This window comes from Slackia faecicanis (assembly GCF_003725295.1).
Lineage (GTDB): Bacteria > Actinomycetota > Coriobacteriia > Coriobacteriales > Eggerthellaceae > Slackia > Slackia faecicanis.
Genome location: NZ_QICB01000001.1, coordinates 364,239 through 388,541, shown reverse-complemented (window position 1 = coordinate 388,541; position 24,303 = coordinate 364,239). Strand labels below are relative to the sequence as shown.

General features: G+C 64.4%; 20 protein-coding genes and 8 tRNA genes. 26 read left to right on the top strand and 2 right to left on the bottom strand.

The features are described from left to right. Positions 1 to 10: 10 nt before the first annotated feature. The 14 genes from ftsY (at position 11) to DMP07_RS01725 (ending at position 14,486) form a co-directional block, all read left to right on the top strand. On the top strand, positions 11 to 931 hold the full coding sequence (gene ftsY / locus DMP07_RS01800; protein ID WP_123197429.1) for a signal recognition particle-docking protein FtsY: 921 nt from the start codon (positions 11 to 13) through the stop codon (positions 929 to 931). Between the two features lie 152 nt (positions 932 to 1,083). Continuing rightward, positions 1,084 to 2,514, top strand: coding sequence for a signal recognition particle protein (gene ffh / locus DMP07_RS01795; RefSeq protein ID WP_123197428.1), 1,431 nt, complete (start codon positions 1,084 to 1,086; stop codon positions 2,512 to 2,514). Positions 2,515 to 2,916: 402 nt separating this feature from the next. Continuing rightward, the gene (gene gap, locus DMP07_RS01785; RefSeq protein ID WP_123197426.1) at positions 2,917 to 3,918 is read left to right on the top strand and encodes a type I glyceraldehyde-3-phosphate dehydrogenase; all 1,002 of its coding nucleotides are present in this window, start codon (positions 2,917 to 2,919) and stop codon (positions 3,916 to 3,918) included. Positions 3,919 to 4,065: 147 nt separating this feature from the next. After that, positions 4,066 to 5,250 carry a phosphoglycerate kinase gene (locus tag DMP07_RS01780; protein ID WP_123197425.1) on the top strand — a complete coding sequence of 395 codons (1,185 nt, stop codon included), beginning with the start codon at positions 4,066 to 4,068 and terminating at the stop codon, positions 5,248 to 5,250. Between the two features lie 118 nt (positions 5,251 to 5,368). Further along, positions 5,369 to 6,142, top strand: a complete 774-nt coding sequence (gene tpiA / locus DMP07_RS01775) for a triose-phosphate isomerase (protein ID WP_211324480.1) — start codon at positions 5,369 to 5,371, stop codon at positions 6,140 to 6,142. Positions 6,143 to 6,254: 112 nt separating this feature from the next. After that, positions 6,255 to 7,802: a 2,3-bisphosphoglycerate-independent phosphoglycerate mutase gene (gpmI, locus tag DMP07_RS01770; protein WP_123197424.1), complete on the top strand. Its 1,548-nt coding sequence runs from the start codon at positions 6,255 to 6,257 to the stop codon at positions 7,800 to 7,802. A gap of 133 nt (positions 7,803 to 7,935) precedes the next feature. Continuing rightward, the gene (gene aroF / locus DMP07_RS01765; protein WP_123197423.1) at positions 7,936 to 8,955 is read left to right on the top strand and encodes a 3-deoxy-7-phosphoheptulonate synthase; all 1,020 of its coding nucleotides are present in this window, start codon (positions 7,936 to 7,938) and stop codon (positions 8,953 to 8,955) included. Positions 8,956 to 9,063: 108 nt separating this feature from the next. Continuing rightward, positions 9,064 to 10,122: a 3-dehydroquinate synthase gene (aroB, locus tag DMP07_RS01760; protein WP_123197422.1), complete on the top strand. Its 1,059-nt coding sequence runs from the start codon at positions 9,064 to 9,066 to the stop codon at positions 10,120 to 10,122. A 55-nt stretch (positions 10,123 to 10,177) separates the two neighbouring features. Then, the gene (aroC, locus tag DMP07_RS01755; protein ID WP_123197421.1) at positions 10,178 to 11,269 is read left to right on the top strand and encodes a chorismate synthase; all 1,092 of its coding nucleotides are present in this window, start codon (positions 10,178 to 10,180) and stop codon (positions 11,267 to 11,269) included. Further along, positions 11,266 to 13,059, top strand: a complete 1,794-nt coding sequence (locus DMP07_RS01750) for a shikimate kinase (RefSeq protein WP_123197420.1) — start codon at positions 11,266 to 11,268, stop codon at positions 13,057 to 13,059. The genes aroC and DMP07_RS01750 overlap by 4 nt, the downstream gene beginning before the upstream one ends. Beyond that, complete coding sequence (gene aroQ / locus DMP07_RS01745; protein ID WP_123197419.1) at positions 13,052 to 13,540, top strand: type II 3-dehydroquinate dehydratase; 489 nt, start codon at positions 13,052 to 13,054, stop codon at positions 13,538 to 13,540. Before DMP07_RS01750 ends, aroQ begins: the two co-directional genes overlap by 8 nt. Before the next feature lie 48 nt (positions 13,541 to 13,588). Continuing rightward, on the top strand, positions 13,589 to 13,843 hold the full coding sequence (secG, locus tag DMP07_RS01740) for a preprotein translocase subunit SecG (RefSeq protein ID WP_123197418.1): 255 nt from the start codon (positions 13,589 to 13,591) through the stop codon (positions 13,841 to 13,843). 76 nt (positions 13,844 to 13,919) lie between these two features. After that, a tRNA-Leu gene (locus DMP07_RS01735) sits at positions 13,920 to 14,008 on the top strand. Positions 14,009 to 14,397: 389 nt separating this feature from the next. Further along, positions 14,398 to 14,486 (top strand) — tRNA-Leu (locus tag DMP07_RS01725). 122 nt (positions 14,487 to 14,608) lie between these two features. Here the strand turns inward: DMP07_RS01725 and DMP07_RS08870 are convergent. Further along, on the bottom strand, positions 14,609 to 14,905 hold the full coding sequence (locus DMP07_RS08870) for a hypothetical protein (protein WP_211324479.1): 297 nt from the start codon (positions 14,903 to 14,905) through the stop codon (positions 14,609 to 14,611). Positions 14,906 to 15,026: 121 nt separating this feature from the next. Between DMP07_RS08870 and DMP07_RS01720 the strand changes: the two genes are divergently transcribed. The 6 genes from DMP07_RS01720 to DMP07_RS01695 all read left to right on the top strand — a co-directional run bounded on the left by DMP07_RS01720 (position 15,027) and on the right by DMP07_RS01695 (position 16,135). Next, positions 15,027 to 15,101 (top strand) — tRNA-Val (locus tag DMP07_RS01720). Positions 15,102 to 15,104: 3 nt separating this feature from the next. Continuing rightward, a tRNA-Gly gene (locus DMP07_RS01715) sits at positions 15,105 to 15,180 on the top strand. A 605-nt stretch (positions 15,181 to 15,785) separates the two neighbouring features. After that, positions 15,786 to 15,860: transfer RNA gene (locus DMP07_RS01710), tRNA-Val, on the top strand. 3 nt (positions 15,861 to 15,863) lie between these two features. Continuing rightward, positions 15,864 to 15,939 (top strand) — tRNA-Gly (locus DMP07_RS01705). Between the two features lie 43 nt (positions 15,940 to 15,982). Next, positions 15,983 to 16,056 (top strand) — tRNA-Cys (locus DMP07_RS01700). Positions 16,057 to 16,059: 3 nt separating this feature from the next. Beyond that, a tRNA-Gly gene (locus DMP07_RS01695) sits at positions 16,060 to 16,135 on the top strand. Between the two features lie 225 nt (positions 16,136 to 16,360). Here DMP07_RS01695 and DMP07_RS01690 read toward each other — a convergent pair. After that, on the bottom strand, positions 16,361 to 17,281 hold the full coding sequence (locus tag DMP07_RS01690) for a patatin-like phospholipase family protein (protein WP_123197605.1): 921 nt from the start codon (positions 17,279 to 17,281) through the stop codon (positions 16,361 to 16,363). Between the two features lie 305 nt (positions 17,282 to 17,586). Between DMP07_RS01690 and trxA the strand changes: the two genes are divergently transcribed. From trxA to serA, 6 genes are all read left to right on the top strand, one after another. After that, positions 17,587 to 17,895 carry a thioredoxin gene (gene trxA, locus DMP07_RS01685; RefSeq protein WP_123197416.1) on the top strand — a complete coding sequence of 103 codons (309 nt, stop codon included), beginning with the start codon at positions 17,587 to 17,589 and terminating at the stop codon, positions 17,893 to 17,895. Between the two features lie 115 nt (positions 17,896 to 18,010). Then, positions 18,011 to 18,949: a thioredoxin-disulfide reductase gene (gene trxB, locus DMP07_RS01680; protein WP_123197415.1), complete on the top strand. Its 939-nt coding sequence runs from the start codon at positions 18,011 to 18,013 to the stop codon at positions 18,947 to 18,949. A gap of 131 nt (positions 18,950 to 19,080) precedes the next feature. Further along, entirely contained in the window at positions 19,081 to 20,079 is a 999-nt protein-coding gene (locus tag DMP07_RS01675; protein ID WP_244594810.1) for an ABC transporter substrate-binding protein, read from the top strand. A gap of 217 nt (positions 20,080 to 20,296) precedes the next feature. Then, the gene (prfA, locus tag DMP07_RS01670) at positions 20,297 to 21,355 is read left to right on the top strand and encodes a peptide chain release factor 1 (RefSeq protein ID WP_123197414.1); all 1,059 of its coding nucleotides are present in this window, start codon (positions 20,297 to 20,299) and stop codon (positions 21,353 to 21,355) included. Between the two features lie 144 nt (positions 21,356 to 21,499). After that, positions 21,500 to 22,486, top strand: coding sequence for a N5-glutamine methyltransferase family protein (locus DMP07_RS01665; RefSeq protein ID WP_123197413.1), 987 nt, complete (start codon positions 21,500 to 21,502; stop codon positions 22,484 to 22,486). Positions 22,487 to 22,643: 157 nt separating this feature from the next. Further along, positions 22,644 to 24,206, top strand: coding sequence for a phosphoglycerate dehydrogenase (serA, locus tag DMP07_RS01660; RefSeq protein ID WP_211324478.1), 1,563 nt, complete (start codon positions 22,644 to 22,646; stop codon positions 24,204 to 24,206). Positions 24,207 to 24,303 lie beyond the last annotated feature (97 nt).

Genomic DNA, 24,303 nt, shown 5'->3' with positions numbered 1-24,303 from the left:
GGAGACCCTCATGGGATTCTTCAGCCGCATCAGCGAAGGCCTGGCGCGTTCGCGCGAAAAGTTCACCGAGCAGATGAACGTCTTGCTCGACCGCGGTCCCGACCTTGACGAGGAGTTCTGGGAGGGCCTCGAAGAGACGCTCATCCTCGCCGACATCGGCGGCGCCGCGGCGAGCGATATCGTCGAGGACCTGCGCGACAAGGCCACGCGCAAGGCCCTGCCCGACGCCTACGCCGTGCTCGACATGCTCAACGACCGCATGGCCGAGGCGTTTTGCGCGGGCGGCGAAGAGGTGTTCGGCGGCGAGCCCGCATGCGTGCTGTTCGTGGGCATCAACGGCGCCGGCAAAACCACCACGGTAGGCAAGCTGGCCAAAGAGGCCACCGATGCGGGCCGCACCGTCTTGCTGGGCAGCGCCGACACGTTCCGCGCCGCCGCGATCGAGCAGCTCGAGGAATGGGCGCGCCGCGCCGACGTGGAAATCTGCACGCGCGAGCGCGGAAGCGACCCGGCGAGCGTGTGCTACGACACGATCGAGCGCGCCGAGCAGAAAAACGCCGACCTGGTGCTCATCGACACGGCGGGCCGCCTGCATACGTCGGCTGACCTGATGCGCGAGCTCGAGAAGGTGGTCAACGTGGTGCGCAAGCGCTCGAAGCTTCCCGTGTACACGGTGCTCGTGATCGACGCCACCACCGGCCAGAACGGCCTGGCCCAGGCGCGCGAGTTCGACCGCGCCCTCAAGCTCGACGGCGTGATCGTGACCAAGCTCGACGGAACGGCCAAGGGCGGCATCGCGCTGGCCGTCAGCCACGAGCTGGAGCTTCCCGTGCTCAAGATCGGCGTGGGCGAGGGCCTCGGCGACCTCAAAGATTTCGACGCGCACGATTTCGCGCGCGCGTTCGTGGGCGATTTCGACGAACGTTCCTAAGGTTTTCCATCCGCGCCCGACCGCTCGGTTTTCCCAGTCCCGGATTCATCGCGTAATCCGGGACTTTTTTTCATCCGGCGGGGCGGGGTGCTGCATAATAAACAGGATTCACGAAAACAAGCCTGCTCGATGCATCGAAGGAGCTCTTTTCCATGTTCGATAATCTTTCCGACCGTTTGCAGGGGATCTTCTCGGGCCTGCGCTCGAAAGGTCGCCTGACCGAGGACGACATCAACGCGGCCATGCGCGAGATCCGCATGGCGCTGCTCGAAGCCGACGTCAACTTCAAGGTCGTCAAGGAATTCGTCGCGTCCACCAAGGCGCGCTGCCTCGAGGCCGAAATCCTCGATTCGCTCACGCCCGCGCAAAACGTGGTGAAGGTGGTTCTCGACGAGCTCACCGCGCTGCTCGGCCAGTCCGATTCCAAGCTCGTGCTCACCAGCCGCATTCCCAACGTGATCATGCTCGTGGGCCTTCAGGGCTCGGGCAAGACCACCGCGTCGGCCAAGCTGGCCTACCTGCTGAAGAGCAAGGGCCACAGCCCGCTGCTGGTGGCCTGTGACGTGTACCGTCCCGCCGCCGCCGACCAGCTGCAGACGCTCGGCGACGAGATGGGCGTGAAGGTGTATCGCGGCGACGGCCAAGACCCCGTGCGCATCGCCGAGGAAGGCGTGCGCTTCGCGATCGACAACCTGCGCGACGTGGTGATCGTCGACACGGCTGGTCGCCTGCATGTCGACGACGCCATGATGGACGAGGCCGCCGCGATCAAGGCGGCCGTCAAGCCCGACCAGATCCTCATGGTGGTCGACGCCATGACCGGCCAGGACGTGGTCAACGTGGCCCAGGCCTTCGCCGAGAAGGTCGAATTCGACGGCGTGATCATGTCCAAGATGGACGGCGACGCCCGCGGCGGCGGCGCGCTTTCGCTCAAGCAGGTCACGGGCAAGCCGATTAAATTCATCAGCGCGGGCGAAAAGCCCGACAGCCTGGAGGAATTCCATCCCGACCGCATGGCCAAGCGAATCCTCGGCATGGGCGACGTCGTTTCGCTGATCGAGCACGCCTCGAAGGTGCAGGCCGAAGAAATCGAGGCCGAAACCACGGCCCGCATGGCCAAGGCCCAGATCAACCTCAACGATTTCCTCGAAATCAAGAAGCAGGTCAAAAAGATGGGCGGCATCAGCAAGCTGGTCAGCGCGCTGCCTGGCGGCGACAAGGCCATGGCTTCCGGCCAGGTGGACGAAGGCGCCCTCGACCGCATGGAAACGGTGATCTTCTCCATGACGAAGTACGAGCGCGAGCACCCCGAGGTGCTCAACGGCAGCCGCCGCGCCCGTATCGCCGCAGGCTCCGGCACCACGGTGCAGGAGGTCAACCAGGTCATGAAGCAGTTCCACGAGACGCGCAAGATGCTCAAGAAGGCCATGCCCGCCGCCGAGGCCATGCAGAACGGCCGCGGCAAGAAGGGCAAGAAAGGCAAGAAAGGCCGCAAGCCCCGTCTGGGCATTCCCGGCATGGGCGGCATGAAGATGTCGGATCTGAAGAAGCTCCAGGACATGATGGGCAACATGGATATCTAGGCCGGATAGCTGCGGCCGAAGGCCTGGACGATCGAATAGCCTCCCGTTCCTTGCTGCCGAGGGGCGGGAGGTTTTCTTTGCGACCGCATGCGCGGGCGCGGCGCGGGGCCCGCGCGCGAACTGCCTGGCGTGCGGCCGCGGTTTCTTTCGACGCGCCAAGCCGCGCGGGCGGGGAAAGCAGCTGCGGCCTTCGTGGCGCTTTTCGCCAAAGCGCGCGTCTGCGCGGGTGTCGGCATGCGTGCCGGGTCCGCAAGCTCGTCGGCGGCGTCGCGAACGGGCGCCCCGGGCGGACGGACGGCCGCAGCCGTGTGCATTCGACCGCATGCCGACGCTTCGTCTTGCGCCTGTCGCGCTCCTTCGTATAATCGATGCGGTATGGAAAAACCTAGAAAGGGGTTTGCAATGGCAATCAAGGTCGGCATCAACGGTTTCGGTCGCATCGGCCGTCTCGTGTACCGCGCAATGGCGAACGATCCCGAGCTCGACGTCGTGGCCGTCAACGACCTGGGCGATATTCCCACCATGGCCCATCTTCTGAAATACGATTCCGTGCACGGCCGTGCATTCGATAAGGTCGAGGTGGTCGAGGACGGCTTCATCGCCGACGGCCACAAGACCAAGGTGCTCTGCGAGCGCGAACCCTCCAATCTGCCCTGGGGCGAGCTCGGCGTCGACGTCGTCGTCGAGTCCACGGGCATCTTCAAGACCGGCGAGCTTGCCTCCAAGCACATCGAGGCCGGCGCCAAGAAGGTCATCATCAGCTGCCCCGCCAAGGGCGAGGACATCACGATCGTGATGGGCGTCAACGACGGCGATTACGACAAAGAGAAGCATCACATCATCTCCAACGCTTCTTGCACCACCAACTGCCTCGCTCCCTTCGCGAAGGTCCTGATGGAAAACTTCGGCATCAAGCGCGGCTACATGAACACCATCCATGCTTACACCAACGACCAGAAGATCTTGGACCTGCCTCATAAGGACCTGCGCCGCGCCCGCGCCGCAGCCCTGTCCATGATCCCCACCACCACGGGCGCCGCCCGCGCGGTTTCTCTGGTCCTGCCCGAGCTCAAGGGCAAGCTCGACGGCTTCGCCACGCGCGTTCCCACCCCGGACGGATCCATGGTCGACCTCACCGTCCAGCTCGAGCGCGAGGTGACCAAGGAAGAAATTAACGCCGCCATGAAGGCCGCCGCCGAAGGCCCGCTCAAGGGCATCCTCGAGTACACCGAGGACCCGATCGTCTCGATCGACATCGTGGGCAACTCCCACTCCTCGATCTTCGACAGCCAGCTCACCATGGTCATGGGCGAGAAGAGCGACATGGTGAAGTGCATCTCCTGGTACGACAACGAGTGGGGCTACTCCAACCGCGTCAAAGACCTCGCGAAGATCCTTCTCTAGCATTCGAGCGCGCCGCTCTTCGGGGCGGCGCATTGCTTGACCCCGCAGAAGCCGAACCATGCGTTCGGCTTCTTATGCATTTGCCGCGTGCGCGCGTCTTCGAAGGCGGCCGTGGCGTTTCCGCGAAGCATTCCGAAGGAGGACCGAATGTCCGATATCAAGACCATCGAAGGCGTCGACGTGCGCGGCAAGCGCGTCATCGTCCGTGTCGATTTCAACGTTCCCATCAAAGACGGCGTGGTCGGCGACGACACGCGCATCCGCGCCGCGCTTCCCACGATCGAATATCTCGTGCGCGGCGGCGCCAAGGTCATCCTGATGAGCCACCTGGGCCGTCCCGCCGGCGAGGGCTTCGAGGAGAAGTTCACGCTCGCTCCCGCGGCGGCGCGCCTCGCCGAGCTGATCGACGCTCCCGTGGCCTTCGCCTCCGACACCGTGGGCGAGGACGCCCGCGCCAAGGCGGCCGAGCTGGCCGACGGCGCGGTTCTCGTGCTGGAGAACCTCCGCTTCGACAAGCGCGAGAAGAAAAACGACCCCGCATTCTGCGAGGAGCTCGCATCTCTCGCCGAGCTCTACGTCAACGACGCGTTCGGCACCGCGCACCGCGCGCATGCCTCTACCGCGGGCATCGCTTCGCTGCTGCCCGCATACGCGGGCTTCCTTCTGGCGGGCGAGGTCGAAACGCTTTCCGGCATGCTCGACGCGCCGAAGCGCCCCTTCGTCGCCATCCTGGGCGGCTCCAAGGTGTCCGACAAGGTGGGCGTGATCGACGCCTTGATCGACAAGGCCGACACGATCATCATCGGCGGCGGCATGTGCTTCACCTTCCTGCTCGCGCAGGGCAAGGCCGTGGGCACCTCGCTCAAAGAGGACGATTGGGTCGAGCGCGCGGGCGAGATGATCGAGAAGGCGCAGGCCGCGGGCGTGAAGCTGCTGCTTCCCGTTGACGTGGTGGCCGCCGACGCCTTCGCCGAAGACGCCAATGCCCTGACCTGCTCGGTCGATGCCATTCCCGCCGACATGATGGGCCTGGACATCGGACCCGAGACCGAGAAGCTCTATGCCGATGCCATCGCCGAAGGCGCGACGGTGTTCTGGAACGGCCCCATGGGCGTGTTCGAGATGAAGGCCTTCGAGCACGGCACCCGCGCCGTGGCCGAGGCCGTGGCCGCCAACAAGGACGCCGCCACGATCATCGGCGGCGGCGACAGCGTGGCTGCGGTGAACAAGTTCTCCCTCGCCGACGAGATGACCTTCATCTCCACGGGCGGCGGAGCGTCCATGGAGCTCGTCGAGGGCAAGACGCTTCCCGGCGTCGCGGCCCTTCGATAGCGCAGGCTTTTCGCGCCGCGTCGGATCGTTCGGCGCGGCGCTTTCCGTCGGCCCTTCGCGCCCGCACGGCGCGGGGCGGATTCGACGCATACATCGATCGCATGCAAAGGAGGCTTGTATGGTGCGCAAACCCATCATCGCAGGCAACTGGAAAATGAACATGACGCCGGCGGAAAGCGTGGTGCTTTCCCAGGGCATTTCGAACCGTTACGGCCGCGGCGGCGACGAGGTGGACGTGGTGCTGTTCCCGCCCGCGATCGACCTGCGCTCGGTGATCACGGTCCTCGATTTCGACAGGTCCCGCGTCGAGGTGGGCGCGCAGAACGTGCACTGGGAGCCTTCGGGCGCCTTCACGGGCGAAATCAGCATTCCCATGCTCAAAGACGTGGGGTGCACCTGGTGCATCGTGGGCCACTCCGAGCGCCGCGAGATGTTCGGCGAAACCGACGTGCAGGTCAACCGCAAGGTGCGCGCGCTGGTCGAGGCCGGCATGAAGCCGATCGTCTGCGTGGGCGAGAGCCTGTCCGTGCGCGAAGCCGAGCAGGCCGAATCGTTCGTCTGCGACCAGGTGCGCGCCGCTCTGGCGGGCCTGGAGCCCGAAGAGGCCGCCGCGTGCTGCATCGCCTACGAGCCCATCTGGGCCATCGGCACGGGCCGCACGGCCACGCCCGAGCAGGCCGAAGCCATGGCGGCGGCCATCCGCGCCACCGTGCGCGACCTCGTAGGCGATAAGACCGCCGATGGCATGCGCATCCTGTACGGCGGCTCGATGAAGCCCGCCAACGCCGAGGCGTTCCTCGCGTGCGAGGATATCGACGGCGGCCTGATCGGCGGCGCGGCGCTCGATGCCGAGGATTTCGTCGACCTGGTGAAAACCGCGATGGCCCGTTAACGGTCCTCGCGGTCTGCATATCGAAAAACGAAGGGGGAGCGCGCGGCGTGGGCCGGACGACCGCGCGCTACGTCGGTCCCGACGGGGCCTCGACGACCGGCCAGGAGGAATCATGAATTCGAAGCTTCATCTTCCCGCCCTGCTCGTCATCATGGACGGATTCGGGCTCGACGCCCCTTCCGAAGGCAACTCCATCTCGCTGGCGGATACGCCGCGTCTGGACGATCTGTTCGAAAACCGTCCCTTCGTCGCCCTCGAGGCGTCGGGCGAGGCCGTGGGCCTGCCTGCCGGCCAGATGGGCAATTCCGAAGTGGGACATCTCAACATCGGCGCGGGCCGCGTGGTGTATCAGGAGCTTACGCGCATCGACAAGGCGTGCCGCGAAGGCGCGATCCGCGACAACGCCGCGATCAACGACGCGATCGATGCGGCCGTGGCGGCGGGCGGCGCGCTGCATCTGATGGGCCTTCTGTCCGACGGCGGCGTGCATTCGAGCAACGCGCATCTGTACGCCCTGGTGCGCCATGCCGTGGCGCGCGGCGCGAACGACGTGTGCATCCATTGCTTCATGGACGGCCGCGACGTGGCTCCGCGCAGCGGCGCGGGCTTCATCGAAGAGCTCGAATCGGTGCTCGCCGGCGAAGATGTCGCGGGCAAGGTGCGCATCGCCAGCGTGAGCGGCCGTTATTACGCGATGGACCGCGACAAGCGCTGGGAGCGCGTGCAGCGCGCCTATGAGGCGGCGGTCTGCGGCAGCCCGTATCGAGCCGTTTCGGCGAAAGAGGCGATCGAGGCCTCGTATGCGGCCGACGTCACCGACGAATTCGTCGAGCCCGTGTCGCTCGACGGCCGCGGCATGCGCGACGGCGATGCGGCGATCTTCTTCAATTTCCGCCCCGACCGCGCCCGTGAGCTCACGCGCGCCCTGGTCGACGCCGATTTCGACGGCTTCGAGCGCAGCGTCAGGCCGGCCGTGAAGTTCGTGTGCCTGACCGAATACGACGCGACGATCGACGCTCCCGTGGCATTTCCGAAGGAATTCCCCGAAAACGTGCTGGCCGACGTGCTGGCCGAGGCGCGGCTGCGCCAGTACCACATCGCCGAAACCGAAAAATACGCCCACGTGACGTTTTTCTTCAACGGCGGCGTGGAAGCATGTAAAGAAGGCGAGAACCGTTCGCTCGTGGCGAGCCCCAAGGTGGCCACGTACGACCTGCAGCCCGAAATGAGCGAGCCCGAGGTGGCCGAAACGCTGGCGGCCGCCATCGCCGCCGACGAGGCGGACGTCTATATCGTGAATTTCGCGAACTGCGACATGGTGGGCCACACGGGCGTCATTCCCGCGGCGAAGGCCGCCGTGGAAGCGGTGGACGCGGGCGTGGGCAAGGTGGTCGACGCGGTGCTTGCCAAGGGCGGCTTCGCGCTGGTCACCGCCGATCACGGCAACGCCGACAGGATGCTTGCCGAAGACGGCTCTCCCTATACCGCGCATACCACCGCGCCCGTTCCGCTCGTGCTCGTCGACGATGCCGAAGGCGTCGCGCTGGCCGCGCCCGAGGGCCGTCCGGCCGCGCTGTGCGATATCGCCCCGACCTTGCTCGACGTCATGGGCCTCGCCGCGCCCGCCGAGATGACGGGCGAAAGCCTGCTGAAGCGCTGAGGCGCGGCGCCGCCCGATCCGCGCGGTCCTTTCCACAAACAGTGATAGTATAGCCACGCAATATGCACGACCGTGGCGAACGCGTCGGAGCCGGCCTTCGGCGCGTTCGTTTTTACGATAGGAGACAGCGCCCATGATCGTTATCGTCCGCGAAGGCGTCGCGCCCGACAAGCTAGACGAGCTGTGCGGCTACCTTCGGTCCCAAAACGTGGAGCCGCATGTCGTCGTCGGCGAGAAGCGGACCGTCGTCGGGCTGATCGGCGACACGACCTGCATCGACGTCCATCGTCTGGAATCGATGGACCAGGTGGCCTCCGTGCGCCGCGTGTCCGAGCCGTTCAAGAAGGCGGGCAGGCAGTTCCATCCCGATGACACCGTGGTCGAGGCGGGCGGCGCCGTGTTCGGCGGCGGGCATTTCGGCGTGATGGCCGGCCCCTGCGCGGTCGAAAGCGAAGAGCAGTGCATGGCCGTCGCCGCGGCCGTGAAGAAGGCGGGCGCCACGGTGTTTCGCGGCGGGGCGTTCAAACCGCGCACGTCGCCCTATGCGTTCCAGGGCATGGGCGAGGAGGGCCTGGCTATTCTGTCGAAGGTCAAGCGCGAGTTCGGCATGCCCGTGGTTTCCGAGGTCATGGACGCGCGCGATCTGCCCCTGTTCGACGACGTCGATATTCTGCAGGTGGGCGCGCGCAACATGCAGAATTACTCGCTGCTCAAAGAGCTCGGCAAGACCGACAAGCCCATCCTGCTCAAGCGCGGCCTGGCCGCCACCATCGAGGAATTGCTGATGGCGGCGGAGTATATCATGGCGGGCGGAAACGAGCGCGTCATGCTGTGCGAGCGCGGCACCAGGTCTTACGACACGCGCACGCGCAACGCCTTCGACGTGTCCGCCATTCCCGTGCTGCGCGGCCTCACGCACCTTCCGATCATCGCCGACCCGAGCCATGCCACCGGCCGTGCGCGCCTGGTGCCTCCCGCGGCGTATGCGGCGGTGGCCGCGGGCGCCGACGGCCTCGAGGTAGAGGTGCATTGCGACCCGGCCCATGCCGCATCCGATGGCGTGCAGGCCTTGCTGCCCGCGCAGTTCGACGAGATGATGCGCCGCGCGTCGCTCGTGCGCGCGGCCGTCGCCGACCCGTTGGCGGTGCTTTAGGATGGCCGCGGCGAGCGTCGGTTCGGCGTCCCGTTCGACGGAACGGGCCTTCATCGTGGCGGTCGAATTGCGCGCGAAGGCGCGCGTCGGAGCAGGGGCGTCGGCGCGATGAGCACGGTGCGGGTGAAGGCCTCGACGGCCTACGACGTCTTGATCGACGAGTATTCGATCGACGAGGCGGGCGCCGTGGCCGCTTCGATCGGCGGCGATGCGGCGTTCGTGGTCAGCGACAGCAACGTGGCGCCGCTGTATCTCGGCCGCGTGAAGCGCTCGCTTGCGGCGTCGGGGTTTTCCGTGGGGGAGTTCGTCTTTCCGGCGGGCGAGGCGTCGAAGAATCTTTCGACCTACGGGTCGTGCCTGCAGGCGATGGCCGAAGCAGGGCTGACCAGGTCGTCTTTGGTCGTGGCCTTGGGCGGCGGCGTGACGGGCGACATGGCGGGCTTCGCGGCGGCCACCTACATGCGGGGTTGTCGCTGCCTGCAGATTCCCACGTCGCTTCTCGCATGCGTCGATTCGTCGGTGGGCGGCAAGACCGCCGTCGACCTTCCTCAGGGAAAGAACCTGGTGGGCGCATTCTTCCAGCCCTCCGCCGTGCTTATCGACACCGCGACGCTCGCCACGCTTGCGCCGCATTTTTTCACGGACGGATGCGCCGAGGCGATCAAGTACGGCGCCATCGCCGACGCGGACCTGTTCTCGCTGCTCGAAACCCCGCTCGTGCCGGGCGATGCGCGCCTTGCCCGGGTTATCACGCGCTGCGTGGCGATCAAGCGCGATATCGTGCAGGCCGACGAGCGCGAGCGGGGCGCGCGCATGCTGCTGAACTTCGGCCACACGCTGGGCCATGCGATCGAGAGGGAATCGGGTTTCGAGATAACGCACGGATTCGCCGTGGCGAGCGGCATGGCCATGGCGGCGCGCGCGTGCGCGAAACGCGGCTTGTGCGAAGCGGCCGATGCCGCGCGCGTCGCGTCGGCCGTCGAGGCATACGGCATGTCCGCGCGTGCCCCGTTTTCCGCCGAGCGGCTCTATGAAGCGGCGCTCGCCGACAAGAAGCGTGCGGGCGGCGTGATGAACGTGGCGGCCATGGAGGGCATCGGACGTGCATGCATGCTGCCGCTTGACTTGCAGGATTTCTCGCGCTTCGTCCGCGAAGCGTGTTCGTAGGCCCGCCGCCGTTTTCGACGGATGCGGGCGTGATTGAAAGAAGGCGAGGGCCGCGATGGCATCCCGTATAGGCACCCATTTCAGCGTCACGATATTCGGCCAAAGCCATTCGGCGGGCATCGGCTGCGTCGTGGAGGGAATTCCCGCGGGCAAAAGGATCGACCTCGACGAGCTGCAGGCGTTTCTCGCGCGTCGCGCGCCGAGCGGCATGCCGTGGTCGACGTCGCGCAAAGAATCCGATGTCCCTGAGTTTCTGGGAGGCCTGGTCGATGGCGTGACCTGCGGCGCTCCGCTTGCCGCCGTCATCCGCAACGCCGATGCGCGCAGCTCCGATTACGAGGCGCTGCGCCGCACGCCGCGGCCGGGACACGCCGATTACGTGGCCGAGGTGAAATTCGGCGGGGCGCAGGACGTGGCGGGCGGCGGCCATTTCTCGGGCCGCCTGACCGCGCCGCTGTGCATCGCGGGCGGCATCGCCAAGCAGCTCCTTGCCGAGCAGGGCGTTTTCGTGGGCGCGCATCTGGCGCGGGCGGCGTGCGTCGCCGATGCCGCGTGGCCTTTGCAGGGCATCGGCCCCGAAGACGTGTCGGCGCCCGGCCGCAAGCCTTTTCCCGTGATCGACGATGCGTGCGGTGCGGCCATGCAGGACGCGATCGCCGCCGCCCGTGCGCAGGGCGACAGCGTGGGCGGCGTGGTGGAATGCGCCGCGGTGGGGCTGCCGGTCGGCATCGGCGAGCCCTTGTTCGACGGGCTCGAGAACGCCGTGGCGCGCGCCGTGTTCGGCATTCCCGCCGTCAAGGGCGTCGAATTCGGCAGGGGGTTCGCCGCCGCCGACATGCACGGCTCGCAGCATAATGATCCGTATCGCATGGATGCGGGCGCGCCGGCGTTCGAATCGAACAACGCGGGCGGCATCCTGGGCGGCATTTCCACGGGAGAGCCGCTGATCGTGCGCGCCGCCTTCAAGCCCACCTCGTCGATCTTCATCGAGCAGCACAGCGTCGATTTGAAGGACGGCCGCGATGTCGATCTTGCGCTCGAAGGGCGCCACGACCCCTGCGTCGCCGTGCGCGCCGTTCCCGTGGTGGAGGCGGCGTGCGCCGTGGCGGTATACGACCTGATGCTGGAAGCGAGGCTGGACCGATGAATCGAAGGACCGATGCGCCGGCCCGTGCCGACGAACCCGTCGACCTTGCGGCGTCGCGCGAGAACATCGATGCGATCGACGCGCGCATCATCGAGCTTTTCGAGGAAAGGATGCGCGCCGCGGCCGACGTTGCCGCCTATAAGCGCGCGAAGGGCCTTCCCGTGCTCGACCGCGCGCGGGAGGTGCGCAAGATCGAAGCCGCGACGCAGGCCGCGTCTGCCGAGTTCGCGCGCTATATGGAGCCGCTGTTCGAGTCGATCATGGAAATGAGCAGGGAATACCAGCAGCGTCTTTTGGACGGTGAAGACCGCTCCTCTCGCGTCGAACAGGTGCAGGAACGGGCCGTGTCCGTCGAGTCGCTCGCGGCGCCCGGGGACGCGCCGGGCGTTTCGCGTTGCGACGGGTTGTCGTGCCGCGACGAAGCATCGGCGTCGTCTTGCGAAGGCGCCGGCGCGCCGCGTGTCGAGCGGGCCTGCGGCGCGCAGCATGGGGACGCGCCCGTCTACGGGCTTTTGGGCAGGTCGCTCGGCCACAGCTATTCGCCGAAGATTCACGCCTTGCTGGGCGCATACGAGTATCGCCTGTTCGAGGTGGAGCCCGAAGACGTTAAGGAGTTCGTGCTGCACGGCCGCTACGACGGCGTCAACGTGACCATCCCTTATAAAGAAACGGTCATGCCGCTGTGCGACGAGCTGTCCGATGCCGCGCGCGCCATCGGGTGCGTGAACACGCTGGTGCGCCGCGCCGACGGCACGATCTATGGCGACAATACCGATTATGACGGCTTTTCTTTCATGCTCGACCGCGCGGGGGTCGAAGCGGCCGGGCGCAAGGCGCTTGTGTTGGGGGCGGGCGGCGCGTCGAAGACCGTCTGCGCCGTGCTGCGCGACCGCGGCGCGCGCGAGGTGGCCGTGGTTTCGCGCGGGCTGCCCGGGGCGGGCTTCGATACGGTCGAGCGCCATTACGATGCCGACATCGTGGTGAACGCCACGCCTGTCGGCATGTATCCGCATTGCCCGGAATCGGTCGTCGACCTGGAGCCGTTCGCCCGCACGGGCGAGACGCGCGCGGGTTATCGCGACGGCTTGGACGCCGTGCTCGACGTGGTGTACAACCCTGCACGCACGGGAATCCTCCTGCAGGCCGAAAAGCTCGGCATCGCGCACGAGAACGGGCTTTCCATGCTGGTGGCGCAGGCCAAGCGTGCAAGCGAGGTGTTTCGTGGCGTGCGCATCGACGAATCCGCGATGGAGCGCGCGATCGAACGCGTGGCGGCCGATATGCGCTCCGTCGTTTTGATCGGCATGCCGGGCGGCGGGAAAAGCACGGTCGGCGCGCTTGTTGCGGCGCGCCTCGGCAGGCCGTTCGTCGATGTGGACGAGCGCATCGCGCAGCGGGTGGGCATGCCCGTTCCCGAAATATTCGAGCGCCTCGGCGAAGCGGCGTTTCGCCGGTATGAAACCGAGGCCGTGCGGGAGGTCTGCAAGGAATCGGGGCTCGTGGCGGCATGCGGCGGGGGCGTGGTCACGCAGCCGCGCAACTACGATCTTCTGCATCAGAACGCCGTCGTGGTGCTGCTGCGCCGCCCGCTCGAGCTTCTGGCATGCGAGGGGCGCCCGGTGAGCAAGGCGACGGGTGTGGCCGAGCTTTTCCGCCGCCGCGCGAAGCTGTACGAGGCCTGGGCCGATGCGGCGGTCGAAAACGACGCGACGCTCGAGGATGCCGTCGAGCGCGTTATCGCGGCGCTGGAGGAAAACGAAACGAGCGAGGGGAGGACGTGCCATGCGTGACGACGGTCGCGACAAGGGCGCTTCGAGGCCGAGGTTTCTGGTCGTCAACGGCCCCAATATCAATATGCTCGGCCTGCGCGAGCCCGATATTTACGGGAAAGAGGACTATCGCGCCCTGCTCGACCTGGTTGAGCGCACCGCGCAGGAGGAGGGCTTCGCGGCGACGTGTTTCCAGAGCAATCACGAAGGCGATTTGGTGGATGCGATCCAGCAGGCCTACGGCGTCTATGACGGCATCGTGATCAATCCCGCGGCGTATACGCACACTTCCATCGCGATCCTCGACGCGCTGAAGGCCGTCGGCATACCGTTCGTGGAGGTGCATATCTCGGCGGTCGAGAAGCGCGAAGGTTTCCGCCAGGTTTCCTACGTGCGCCAGGCTGCGCTGCATACGATCACGGGCCGCGGCATTCGAGGCTACCGAGACGCTCTTCTGTTTTTGCGTGATTTCCTTGCGAAAAGCGCCGCCGAGCGTCTATAATTCATGGCTTGTATATTTATCTCGCACAAATCGGTAAGGAGAAGTGACGTGAATCCGTTGCTCATCGCTGTTCTCGTCGTCTGGGCCCTGTCGGGCATCGGACTCATCGTGTTCGTTCTGCTTCATTCCGGCAAGGGCACGGGCGTTTCCGACATGATCGCCAGCTCGCTGTACTCCACGCAGACCGGCACCAATATCATCGAGAAGAACCTCGACCGCATCACGATCATCTTCGCGGTCGTCTTCATGGTGTCGCTGTTGGTCCTCATGGTCATTTATCCCCAGGGCCACATCGCCCAGTAAAACTTTTTAAAATTTCTTCTTGCGTTTAGCGTGACAATAGGAGAAAATACTAACTCGCAGCCGATAAGGCTGACACGTCGGAGTGGTGGAACGGCAGACACGCTAGCTTGAGGTGCTAGTGCCCATTTACCGGGTGTGCGGGTTCAAATCCCGCCTCCGACACCATCGAAATCGAAAGGCAGCTGCAAGGCTGCCTTTTTCGTTTCCTGCCGCGCATGCGAGACCCGAGGGTTATAGGGCTATAGGGCGAAAGGGAGTTCGGGCATGATTCCGTACAGAAACGGAGGTCCGCCATGAAAGTCGTCTACGCCCACGAGCAGAAGCGGAAAGCGGTCGCGGTCTACAGGAAGACGAGGTCTTACGCAGCGACCATCAGGCAGCTCGGCCATCTTCGTCATCTGCGCGTCGCGGACCCCGATGCTTTCGTTGCGACTGCGGCGGGATTCCCTTCCTGCGGGGCGCGATTTCTCGGCGAGACAATTTCCCAAAATTACCTCTTGCCATCGCAGGGCTTCTGGCATAGAATACTAACTCGCAGCCGATAAGGCTGACACGTCGGAGTGGTGGAACGGCAGACACGCTAGCTTGAGGTGCTAGTGCCCATTTACCGGGTGTGCGGGTTCAAATCCCGCCTCCGACACCATCGAAATCGAAAGGCAGCCGCAAGGTTGCCTTTTTTGCGTTCAGGGAAGATAGGGCAGGGCTCGAGGGCTGCCGGTCCGAAATGGGGGCTTGGCGGCGGCTTAGCGGATAAAAGTGTGTCCGTTAAGCTCCGAAATGCGTTGTGCCTGTCGCGAAGGTAAAGGGGCGGGCGACGAAGGCGGGGCGACGCGCCGGAGACGTTTCGGGTGCGGCGCCGTTTGCTTCGCCACGGCGGGTTTTTCGTTTCAGGTCGATCATTTTCGTCCTATAACCCTGGTTTCTCACTCTGTCTTTTCCGATGCAGATGCTTTTGTCGCAGGATGCAGCTGCTATTTCTTTTACTTGTATTTCAAGGCGAATCGGATTCGATACCAATGTTTTCGCAGGTGAAACCCATGGTCGCTTATCTTTGCGATGCATGGAGCGCGAAAGGCGGCTCTGATTCGGAAAGAAATTTCAAAAAAGTGCTTGCGCTCGCTTTGGACAACGGTTAATATATCGATTTGTCGCTTCGAGCAAAGCACTTGAACGACAAGCGAATGGGCGGTTAGCTCAGGGGGAGAGCACTACCTTGACACGGTAGGGGTCACAAGTTCAAATCTTGTATCGCCCACCATTTGCGGACATGGCTCAGTTGGTAGAGCACAACCTTGCCAAGGTTGGGGTCGCGGGTTCGAGCCCCGTTGTCCGCTCCAGATTGCACAGGCCTCGCGAAAGCGGGGCCTTTTTCGTTTTTCGATACAACCCGAAGATCGTCTATGTTGACGGGTTGCCTTCCGACGTCTCGCTCACGTTTGCCTGCAGCGCGCTCTCGATAGATGCGCTACGCCTCCTGCGTGCGCAAGAGCCGCCTTCTTTCGCCTCGACCGCGCGCTATGGCGTGTGCTGCCGGCATCGATGGCCCTGGCGGGCCTGCTGTCTTTGCGGGCGTAGGGACCGAAGCGCGGCAGACCTTGCGCCTTCGCGGACGAAAGCGCATCCGCTAAGCCGACCTTGTCGGACGGCGTCGAACCTTGTTGCGTCCTTCCGAACCGCAAGGCAACGAGGGGATCGGCACGGTTTCTTCGACATGCGCCCATGTCGCGTTTACTGTCGACCGGGCTTTATGTACGCCCCTTCCGCTTCGATCCTGCAAGTATTTTGCGGTTGACCAGGTGAAATGCGTATTGCCGACAGAGCGGCGAATTATCTTTCTTCCGTTCCGGGAAACTTTTTCAAAAAAAGTACTTGCATCGAAGGCATCCAAGGGATAATATATCAACTCGTCGGTTCGAGCGGTTCGCTTCGAACCACAGCGAATGGGCGGTTAGCTCAGGGGGAGAGCACTACCTTGACACGGTAGGGGTCACAAGTTCAAATCTTGTATCGCCCACCATTTGCGGACATGGCTCAGTTGGTAGAGCACAACCTTGCCAAGGTTGGGGTCGCGGGTTCGAGCCCCGTTGTCCGCTCCAGCAATGTTCAGGTCCCGTTTCGGCGGGACCTGCTTTGACAAAAGGCGAGATGGCCAAGTGGTAAGGCAGGGGCCTGCAAAGCCCTCACCACCGGTTCGAATCCGGTTCTCGCCTCCATATGCGGACATGGCTCAGTTGGTAGAGCACAACCTTGCCAAGGTTGGGGTCGCGGGTTCGAGCCCCGTTGTCCGCTCCAGATTGCACAGGCCTCGCGAAAGCGGGGCCTTTTTCGTTTTCCTTACCTATATATATGCATCGCGCAAAAGGCGGCTTTTGAAGCATAACTCGCTTTTGTCTTACGGCCCGCAGGCCCTCTTGTTCGCCGCGCCGATTACAAGGCCACGAAAAAGCCCGCCGTTCGATTCTTTCGGGGAATAGATGCGGCGGGCGTTTCGGACGAACGGCGCGCTTTCTGCGGGCTTTAGCGTGCCAGATATTCCATCAGCTCGGCGTAATGGAGCGCTGCTTCGGCGTAGCCCTGCTCGTAGAGGTCGAAGAGCTTCTCGGGGTCTTTCTCCAAATTGGAGATGGTCACGGGCTTCGCGGGCTGGATCATGAAAATTTCTCCCGCATCGTGCAGGCGCTTGATCCATCGATACGTGCGGTTGTATTCGATGTGGCGGTATTCCATGCGATCGAGGAACAGCGGGTACTCGTCGTAGATGCGACGGGCGAGCGGCATGGTCTTGTTGGGGCCCTTCACGTAGGTCTCGTCCTGCGTCAGCACCACGATGCGCTTGTTCGCGCGGTGGTCGAGCATCGAGCGAAGCAGGGGAACGCTGTCGCACGTTCCGCCGTCGAGCAGCTTCTTGCCGTCCACCTCGATGATCTTCGACACGAGCGGCATGCTCGCCGATGCTTGCAAGTACGAAATCTCGCGCTCGCTGCGCGCTTCTTCCATGGTGTGATAATCGGCCTCGCCGGTTTCGATATTGCTCGCCACGGTGGTCAGATTCATCGGAGAATCGCGAAACGCGTCGTAGTCGAAGGGGTCGAGCTCGTTGGGAATGGCGTCGAACATGAAATCGCGTCGCAGCGCGCTGCCGGTGAGTGCGAAGTTGCGCATCGATAGATAGCGCGAGTCCGTGCAGTACTTCGTGTTCAGGTAGCAGGTGCGCCCCAATTCGCCTGCGATGTAGTTGTATCCGTTCAGCGCTCCGGCGCTCGTGCCGTAGACGTTTTTGCACCAGATTCCGTGGTCCATGAAAAAGTCCAGCACGCCTGCCGTGAATTGGCCTCGCATCGCGCCGCCTTCCAAGATAAGGTCGGCGTCCATGATGGTCGCGCCCTCGTATGCCGGCGTGCGTTCGAGGGCCGTGCGGGTGGAATACGATTGCTTCATTTTGATTCCTTCCTCGTTCATGCCATCGTCGGCGAAATGGTATCGGCGGTCAAGCATGGGGAAGGGTGTTGTCGCGAAAGCGTCGAAATTCATGGGCCGCGTTTCCGCCTGGTCGGGCGCTTGCCTCGTCCGCGCGACCGGGCTCGGCGCGTTATGTGCAGGAATCGTGGCGAAAACCGTTCGCCGACAACGCCGTTTGCATCCTTTTCTCTATATGCTATTATTCAGGTATCAAATAAGCGCTCGGCATGCGAAGCCTGGTGAAAGCCCGCTCAGCATGACCGACATCAGAGAAAGGTCCTATCATGGCCAAGGTTATCAGCTCCTCCGAATTCCAGTCCGAAGTCCTCGAGTCCAACGTCCCCGTCCTGGTTGATTTCTTCGCAACCTGGTGCGGCCCCTGCAAGATGGTCGCTCCCATCCTCGACGAAGTGGCCGAGGAAGTCGACGGCAAGGCGAAGGTCTACAAGGTCGATGTCGATCAGTCTCCTGACCTGGCCCAGCGCTACAGCGTCATGAGCGTTCCCACCATGATCGTGTTCGAGAACGGGCAGATCAAGAAGACTTCCATGGGCGCTCAGCCCAAGCAGGGCCTGCTCGCTCTCCTCGACTAAATCGACGCATGAGACGCCCGGCTCTTCGGAGCCGGGCTTTTTCGTATAAGATCGCGGGTCGTGCGGCATCGCGGATGCATTTCACGCTGCCGGTCCGTTTCGAAGGAGGATTCCTATGAGCACTCAAGAGAAGCATTTCGACGTGGCCGTGATCGGGCAGGGCCCCGCAGGCATGACGGCTTCGCTGTATACCGCTCGCTCGGGCCTTTCCACCGCATCGTTCGAACGCATGGGGCCGGGCGGCCAGATGACTGATACCGAGCAGCTCGATAACTATCCCGGCTTCGCCGACGGCGTTTCCGCATTCGAGCTGGCGTTCGCCATGAGCGGCCAGGCGGCGCGTTTCGGCGCGCAGACGGTCGGCGAAGAGGTCGTCGAACTTCAGCTGGACGCTTCTCCTAAAAAGATCGTCACCGCTTCGGGCGCTGCGTACACGGCGGACGCCGTCATTTTGGCCATGGGCGCCGAGCCCAGGCCGCTGGGCGTCGAGCGCGAAGGCGAGCTGGCCGGCCGTGGCGTGTCGTATTGCGCCACGTGCGACGGCGGCTTTTTCCGCGACAAGGCCGTGGCGGTGGTCGGCGGCGGCAACACGGCCGTCGGCGACGTTTTGTACCTGGCGCGCATTTGTTCCGAGGTGCACCTGATCCATCGTCGTGACGCCCTGCGCGCCGATGCCGTCTACACCGAGCCGCTGCGCGAGCTGTCCAACCTGACCATGCATCTCGATAGCGTGGTGGACGCGCTGCACGATGAAGAAGGCAAGCTTTCGGGCCTGACGCTTCGCAACGTGAAAACGGACGAGGCTTCCGAAATCGATGTCGCGGGCATGTTCGTCGCGGTGGGAACCGCGCCGAAAAACGCCCTGCTGGCCGGTGCGGGCCTTGAGCTCGATCGCGGCGGATACGTGGTGTCCGACGAAACGGGCAAGACGAACATCCCCGGCGTTTTCGTGGCGGGCGACTTGCGCACGAAACCGCTGCGTCAGGTCTCTACCGCCGTTGGCGACGGCGCGAACGCCGCTCAGTCCGCTTTCGAGTTCCTCTCGCTTTCGTAGGCGCTTTGTAAGGTATATGGTATGTTGATTAATCGGACGGGCCGCATTGTGGCCCGTTTCGTCGTGTCCGGACGTCTTTTCAAGGCGTCTCGCGCGGCGGTCCGAGAGGGTCCGTTTCGACGAAAGGGAGGATGTCGAACACTATGAAGATGAAGAAGGTTCTCATGTCATTGGCGTGCGCGGCCGTGCTCGCGTGCGGCCTGGCGCTCGCGGGATGCTCCGGCGCTTCGGAGCCGCAGGAAAAGGCCGAAGAGGCGCAGGTGCCCGCCATGCGCATCGGCACCATGCAGACCGAGGACGCGCTGCCGTTCTGGGTCGCCGAGCAGGACGGCCTCTACGGCGATGCGAAGGTCGAGATCGTCACGTTCCAGAGCGCCCAGGAGCTTTCCACCGCGTTCGCCGCGGGCGAAATCGATGCGGCCATGACCGACGTGCAGCAGGCGGCGTCCCTCAAGCTTTCCGGCGTGGATGTCCAGCTTGCCTGGGTCACCCTCGGCGCCGAGGCGTCTCAGGGCCGTTTCGGCATCATGACCTCGCCTGAATCCGGAATCAAAAGCCTTGCCGACCTTGCGGGCAAGGGCATCGGCGTCGGCTCCAACACCGTTCCCGAATACGTGATGGACAAGCTGATGGAGGCCGCGGGCGTTCCTGCCGACCAGGTGGTCAAGGAAGAAATCAAGAAGATGCCCGTCCGCTACGAGTCCATGGCGAACAACCAGGTCGCGGCTGCGGCGCTCCCTGCAAGCCTGCTTGCTCTCGGAGAGCAGACGGGCATGGTGCTTCTGGCCGACGACACCCAGGGCGAAAACATCAGCCAGTCCGTCCTGGCCGTGCGCACCGATTGGCTCTCCGATGGCGGCGATAAGACGCTCGATATGGTGCGCGCCGCATGGAACGAGGCCGTGACCTCGATCAACGCCGATCCCGAGGCGTATCGTTCGCTGCTGGTGGAAAAGGCCAACCTGCCTGCGCCGGTCGCCGATACCTATGCGATCAGCACCTACCCCGAAGCGGCCCTGCCTACGGCCGCCATGGTGCAGCCCGTGCTCGATTGGATGCATGACAAGGGCTATCTGGCCAAGGCCATGACCTACGACGAGTCGAACGGCACCTTCTCGGTGGCCGAATAGGCTTCGAAGCGTTCAGGCCCCGCGCCGCGGATCCGTCCGTGCGGCGCGGGGCCTTTCTTTTTCCCGGACCGCGCGCGGTCTGCGCCGGTTCTTGCGCGGGGCCGAACGGCTGCTATGGAAAGCCCATGACGAGGCGCCGGGCGTGGTAATATATGCAGTTGGCAAATCTCTATGAATGGAAAACGCGGCTTTGCGCCGCTCGAATAAGGGAAATAGAATGCGCGATAAGCTCGAAAAGATCATCAAAGGCTACGAAGACCTGCAGGAAAAGCTCGGCGATCCTGCGGTTCTGGCCGACCAGAAGGAATACACCCGCCTGTCGAAGGAGTATGCGAACCAGGGCCCGCTCGTGGCCAAGGCGCGCGAGTACGTCCAGGCGTGCGACGACATCGCCGACGCCAAGGAGATGCTCGACGACCCCGACATGAAGGAATTCGCCCAGGAGACCATCGCGGCGGCCGAGGCGAAGCTTCCTCCGCTCGAGGAAGACATCAAGTTCATGCTCATTCCGTCCGACCCCGCCGACGAAAAGGACATCATCGTCGAGATCCGCGCGGCTGCGGGCGGCGACGAGGCGGCGATTTTCGCGGGCGACCTGTACAAGATGTACATGCGTTTCTGTGAGCATCATCGCTGGAAGGTCGAGACCATGGACGTTTCCGCGTCCGAGGCCGGCGGCTATAAGGAAATCCAGTTCAAGGTGAAGGGCGACAAGGTCTATTCGGTCATGAAGTTCGAGTCGGGCGTCCATCGCGTCCAGCGCGTTCCCAAGACCGAAAGCCAGGGCCGCATCCACACCTCCACCGCCACGGTGGCCGTTCTGCCCGAGGCCGACGAAATCGATATCGAGATCAACGAGAACGACCTGCGCATCGACGTGTACCGCGCGGGCGGTCCCGGCGGCCAGTGCGTCAACACCACCGACTCCGCGGTGCGCATCACGCACCTTCCTTCGGGCCTGGTGGTTCAGTCTCAGGACCAGAAGTCCCAGCTGCAGAACAAGATCGCCGCTATGGCCGTTCTGCGCGCCCGCCTGTACGAGAAAATGCTCGCCGAGCAGCAGGCGGCCGAAGGCGCCGAGCGTCTGGCCCAGATCGGCTCGGGCGACCGCTCCGAGAAGATCCGCACCTACAACGGCCCGCAGGACCGCGTGACCGATCACCGCATCGGTTTCAACTCGACCTACAACGGCGTGCTGCTGGGCGACGGCCTGGGCGATGTCATCACGGCGCTTCAGGCGGCCGACCGCGCCCGCAAGCTCGAGCAGGCGGTGTAATTTTCGAACGCGTGCGGGATACGGTTTCTCGCATCGAAGCGCCCGGCGTGTCCGGGCGCTTTTCTATAGACAGGCTTTTCGCCGAGGGCGACGGCTTCGACAGGCCGTGCGCATCGGCGCGCAGGCAAGGAGGGGAAGGCATTCATGGCGAATTCCGCCGAAGTATGGACGGTCAAGGCCGCGCTCGACTGGACGGTGGGCTATCTCGAAAGGAAAGGCGACGAGAACCCCCGCCTTTCCGCCGAATGGCTTCTGGCCGAGGCCACGGGCATGCGCCGTATCGACCTGTACGTGAACTTCGAACGGCCCCTGTCCATGGACGAGCGCGATATCTTGCGCGGCTACGTGTCGCGGCGCGGCGCGGGCGAGCCTTTGCAATACATCACCGGGGAAGTGGCGTTCCGCCATATCGCCGTGAAGGTCAGGCAGGGCGTCTTGATTCCGCGCCCTGAAACGGAAGTGCTGGTCAGCGAGGCACTGGCGCTCCTTCCCGCGCAAAAGCGCCGCTGCGCGACGGATTCGCTTTCCCTCGACGAGCAAGAGGCGCTCCTCTCGTCGGAAGGCGAAGCGTGCCGGGCGGCGTGCGAGGACGCGCAGCAGGGCCCGTTGGTGGCCGACTTGTGCACGGGCTCGGGCTGCATCGCGTGCTCGATCGCTTACGAATACCCGTGCTCGCGCATCGTGGCGACCGATATTTCTCCCGTCGCGACATCGCTTGCGGGCGAGAACGTGGCGGCGCTCGGCCTGGACGAACGCGTCGAAGTGCGCGAATGCGACCTGGCGGGAACGCTCGTCGACGAGCTTCCGGGCGCGTTCGATTTGGTGGTGTCGAACCCGCCTTATATTCCCGACGACGTGATGGAACGTTTGCCCGAAGAGGTGGCGCAGCACGAGCCGCGGCTGGCGCTTGCGGGCGGAGCCGACGGGCTGGACGTGTATCGTCGCCTGCTCGACCAGGCGCGCATGCTTTTGAAGCCGGGCGGCGCGTTCGCGTTCGAGCTGCATGAGGACTGCCTGGACGAGGCCGCCCGCCTCGCGCGCGAAGCGGGTTACGAAGACGTGCGCGTCGTGGCCGACCTCGCGGGCCGTTCGCGCGTGCTCACGGCCCGCGCCGCCCAGGCCGCTTCGTAGCGTTTTCCCCGGCGCGCGACACGTTGGGGCGCGTCTTCACGCCGCTGCTCCGGCGCAGGCGGCGGGCTGTGCGGGCTCGTGGGTATAATCGGGTTTCGTGGTCCGCCTTCTGCGGATATGCACTGTTTCGCCGTCTATGCCTGCAAGGGAGTATGCCGTGAAGATTCTGATAACCGACAAGATCGTCGACGAGGGAATCGCCATTCTCGAGAAGAAGGGCTATACGGTCGATACCCGTTATGATCTGACCCCCGACGAGCTTCTTGCGGTCGCGCCCGACTACGATGCGTTCATCGTCCGCAGCGCCACGCAGATGACCGCCGAGGTGATCGCGGCGGCGAAGAATTGCAAAATCATCGGCCGCGCGGGCGTGACCTGCGACAATATCGACGTCGATGCAGCGACGGCCTGCGGCATTCCCGTGTGCAACGTGCCCACCAGCAACATCGTTTCCGCGGCCGAGCACACCATGGCCCTTATGCTGGCCGCCGCCCGCGAAGTGCCCGCCGCCAACGCGTCGGTGCACGAGGGCGCGTGGCGCCGCGACGCGTTCATGGGCCACGAGCTTTTCGAGAAAACCCTCGCGATCTTCGGCTTGGGCCGCATCGGCGGCCTGGTGGCCGAGCGCGCCCGCGCCTTCGGCATGCGCGTCGTCGGCTACGATCCGTACTGCTCGCCGTCGCGCGCGAGCCAGCTCGGCGTGGCGCTGTATGACGACATGAGCGAAGTGCTGCCTTTGGCCGACTTCATCACGGTGCACGTTCCGCGCACCGAGGAGACCTACCACATGTTCGCCGCCGAGCAGTTCGCCATGATGAAAGACGGCGTGGTGCTGGTGAACACCGCGCGCGGCGGCATCATCGACGAGGCCGCGATGGCCGATTTCATGGCCGCGGGGCGCGTGTTCGCCTGCGGCGTCGACATGCTGGAATCCGAGCCTGCCGCCGATACCCCCTTGGCCGAGTTCGACCGTGCGGTTCTGACCCCGCACCTCGGCGCCAACACCGAAGAGGCCCAGATGCGCGCAGGCGTCAACATCGCGCGCTACGTTGCCAACGGCCTCGAGGGCCTCGTGGTTCCCACGGTCATCAACATGGTGGCCGACGACCTGGCCGACTCGGTGGCGAAATACATTCCTGCATGCCAGATGTGCGGCAGCATGCTCGCCCAGCTCGGCGGCGACGTTCCCAAGACCCTGTCCATCATGGCTGCCGGCCCGTGCGCGGGCGATTTGCAGGTGCTGTCGGCATCGGCGCTCGGCGGCGTGCTTTCCCGCCACGGTCAGGCATCCGTTTCCACCGAGAACGCCGACGCTTCGGCGCGTCGCCACGGCGTGAAGATGGACGCGTGCGCCTCGGCCGATTCGCGCGGCTACGATTCGATCGTGTCCATGGAGGCCGACGGCCTCGAGATCTCGGTCACGGTTCCGGGCTCGCTGCACGAGGCGCATATCGTATCGATTCTGCGCTATCGCCTCGATGTGGTTCCCGCCGACCACTCCCTGGTGTTCCTGTATGCCGACGAGCCCGGCCAGATCGGCCGCATCGGCACCATCTTGGGCGAAGAGGGGATCAACATCTCCACCATGGCGATCGGCAAGCGCGCCGGCTGCCATGAGGTGCTCGTGTTCCTGAACGTCGAAAGCGAAGCGCCGAAAGAGGTGGTCGATCGCGTGTCCGATGCCATCGGCGCCACGCGCGCATGGAGCATTCGCCTGTAGCGAGGCCGAAGCTCCTGCATCCATGTGCATGAAACGATGCCCGCGCCTTTTCGCGCGGGCATTTCTCGTCTTCGAGCTCTGCTTCGATTCGGCCTTT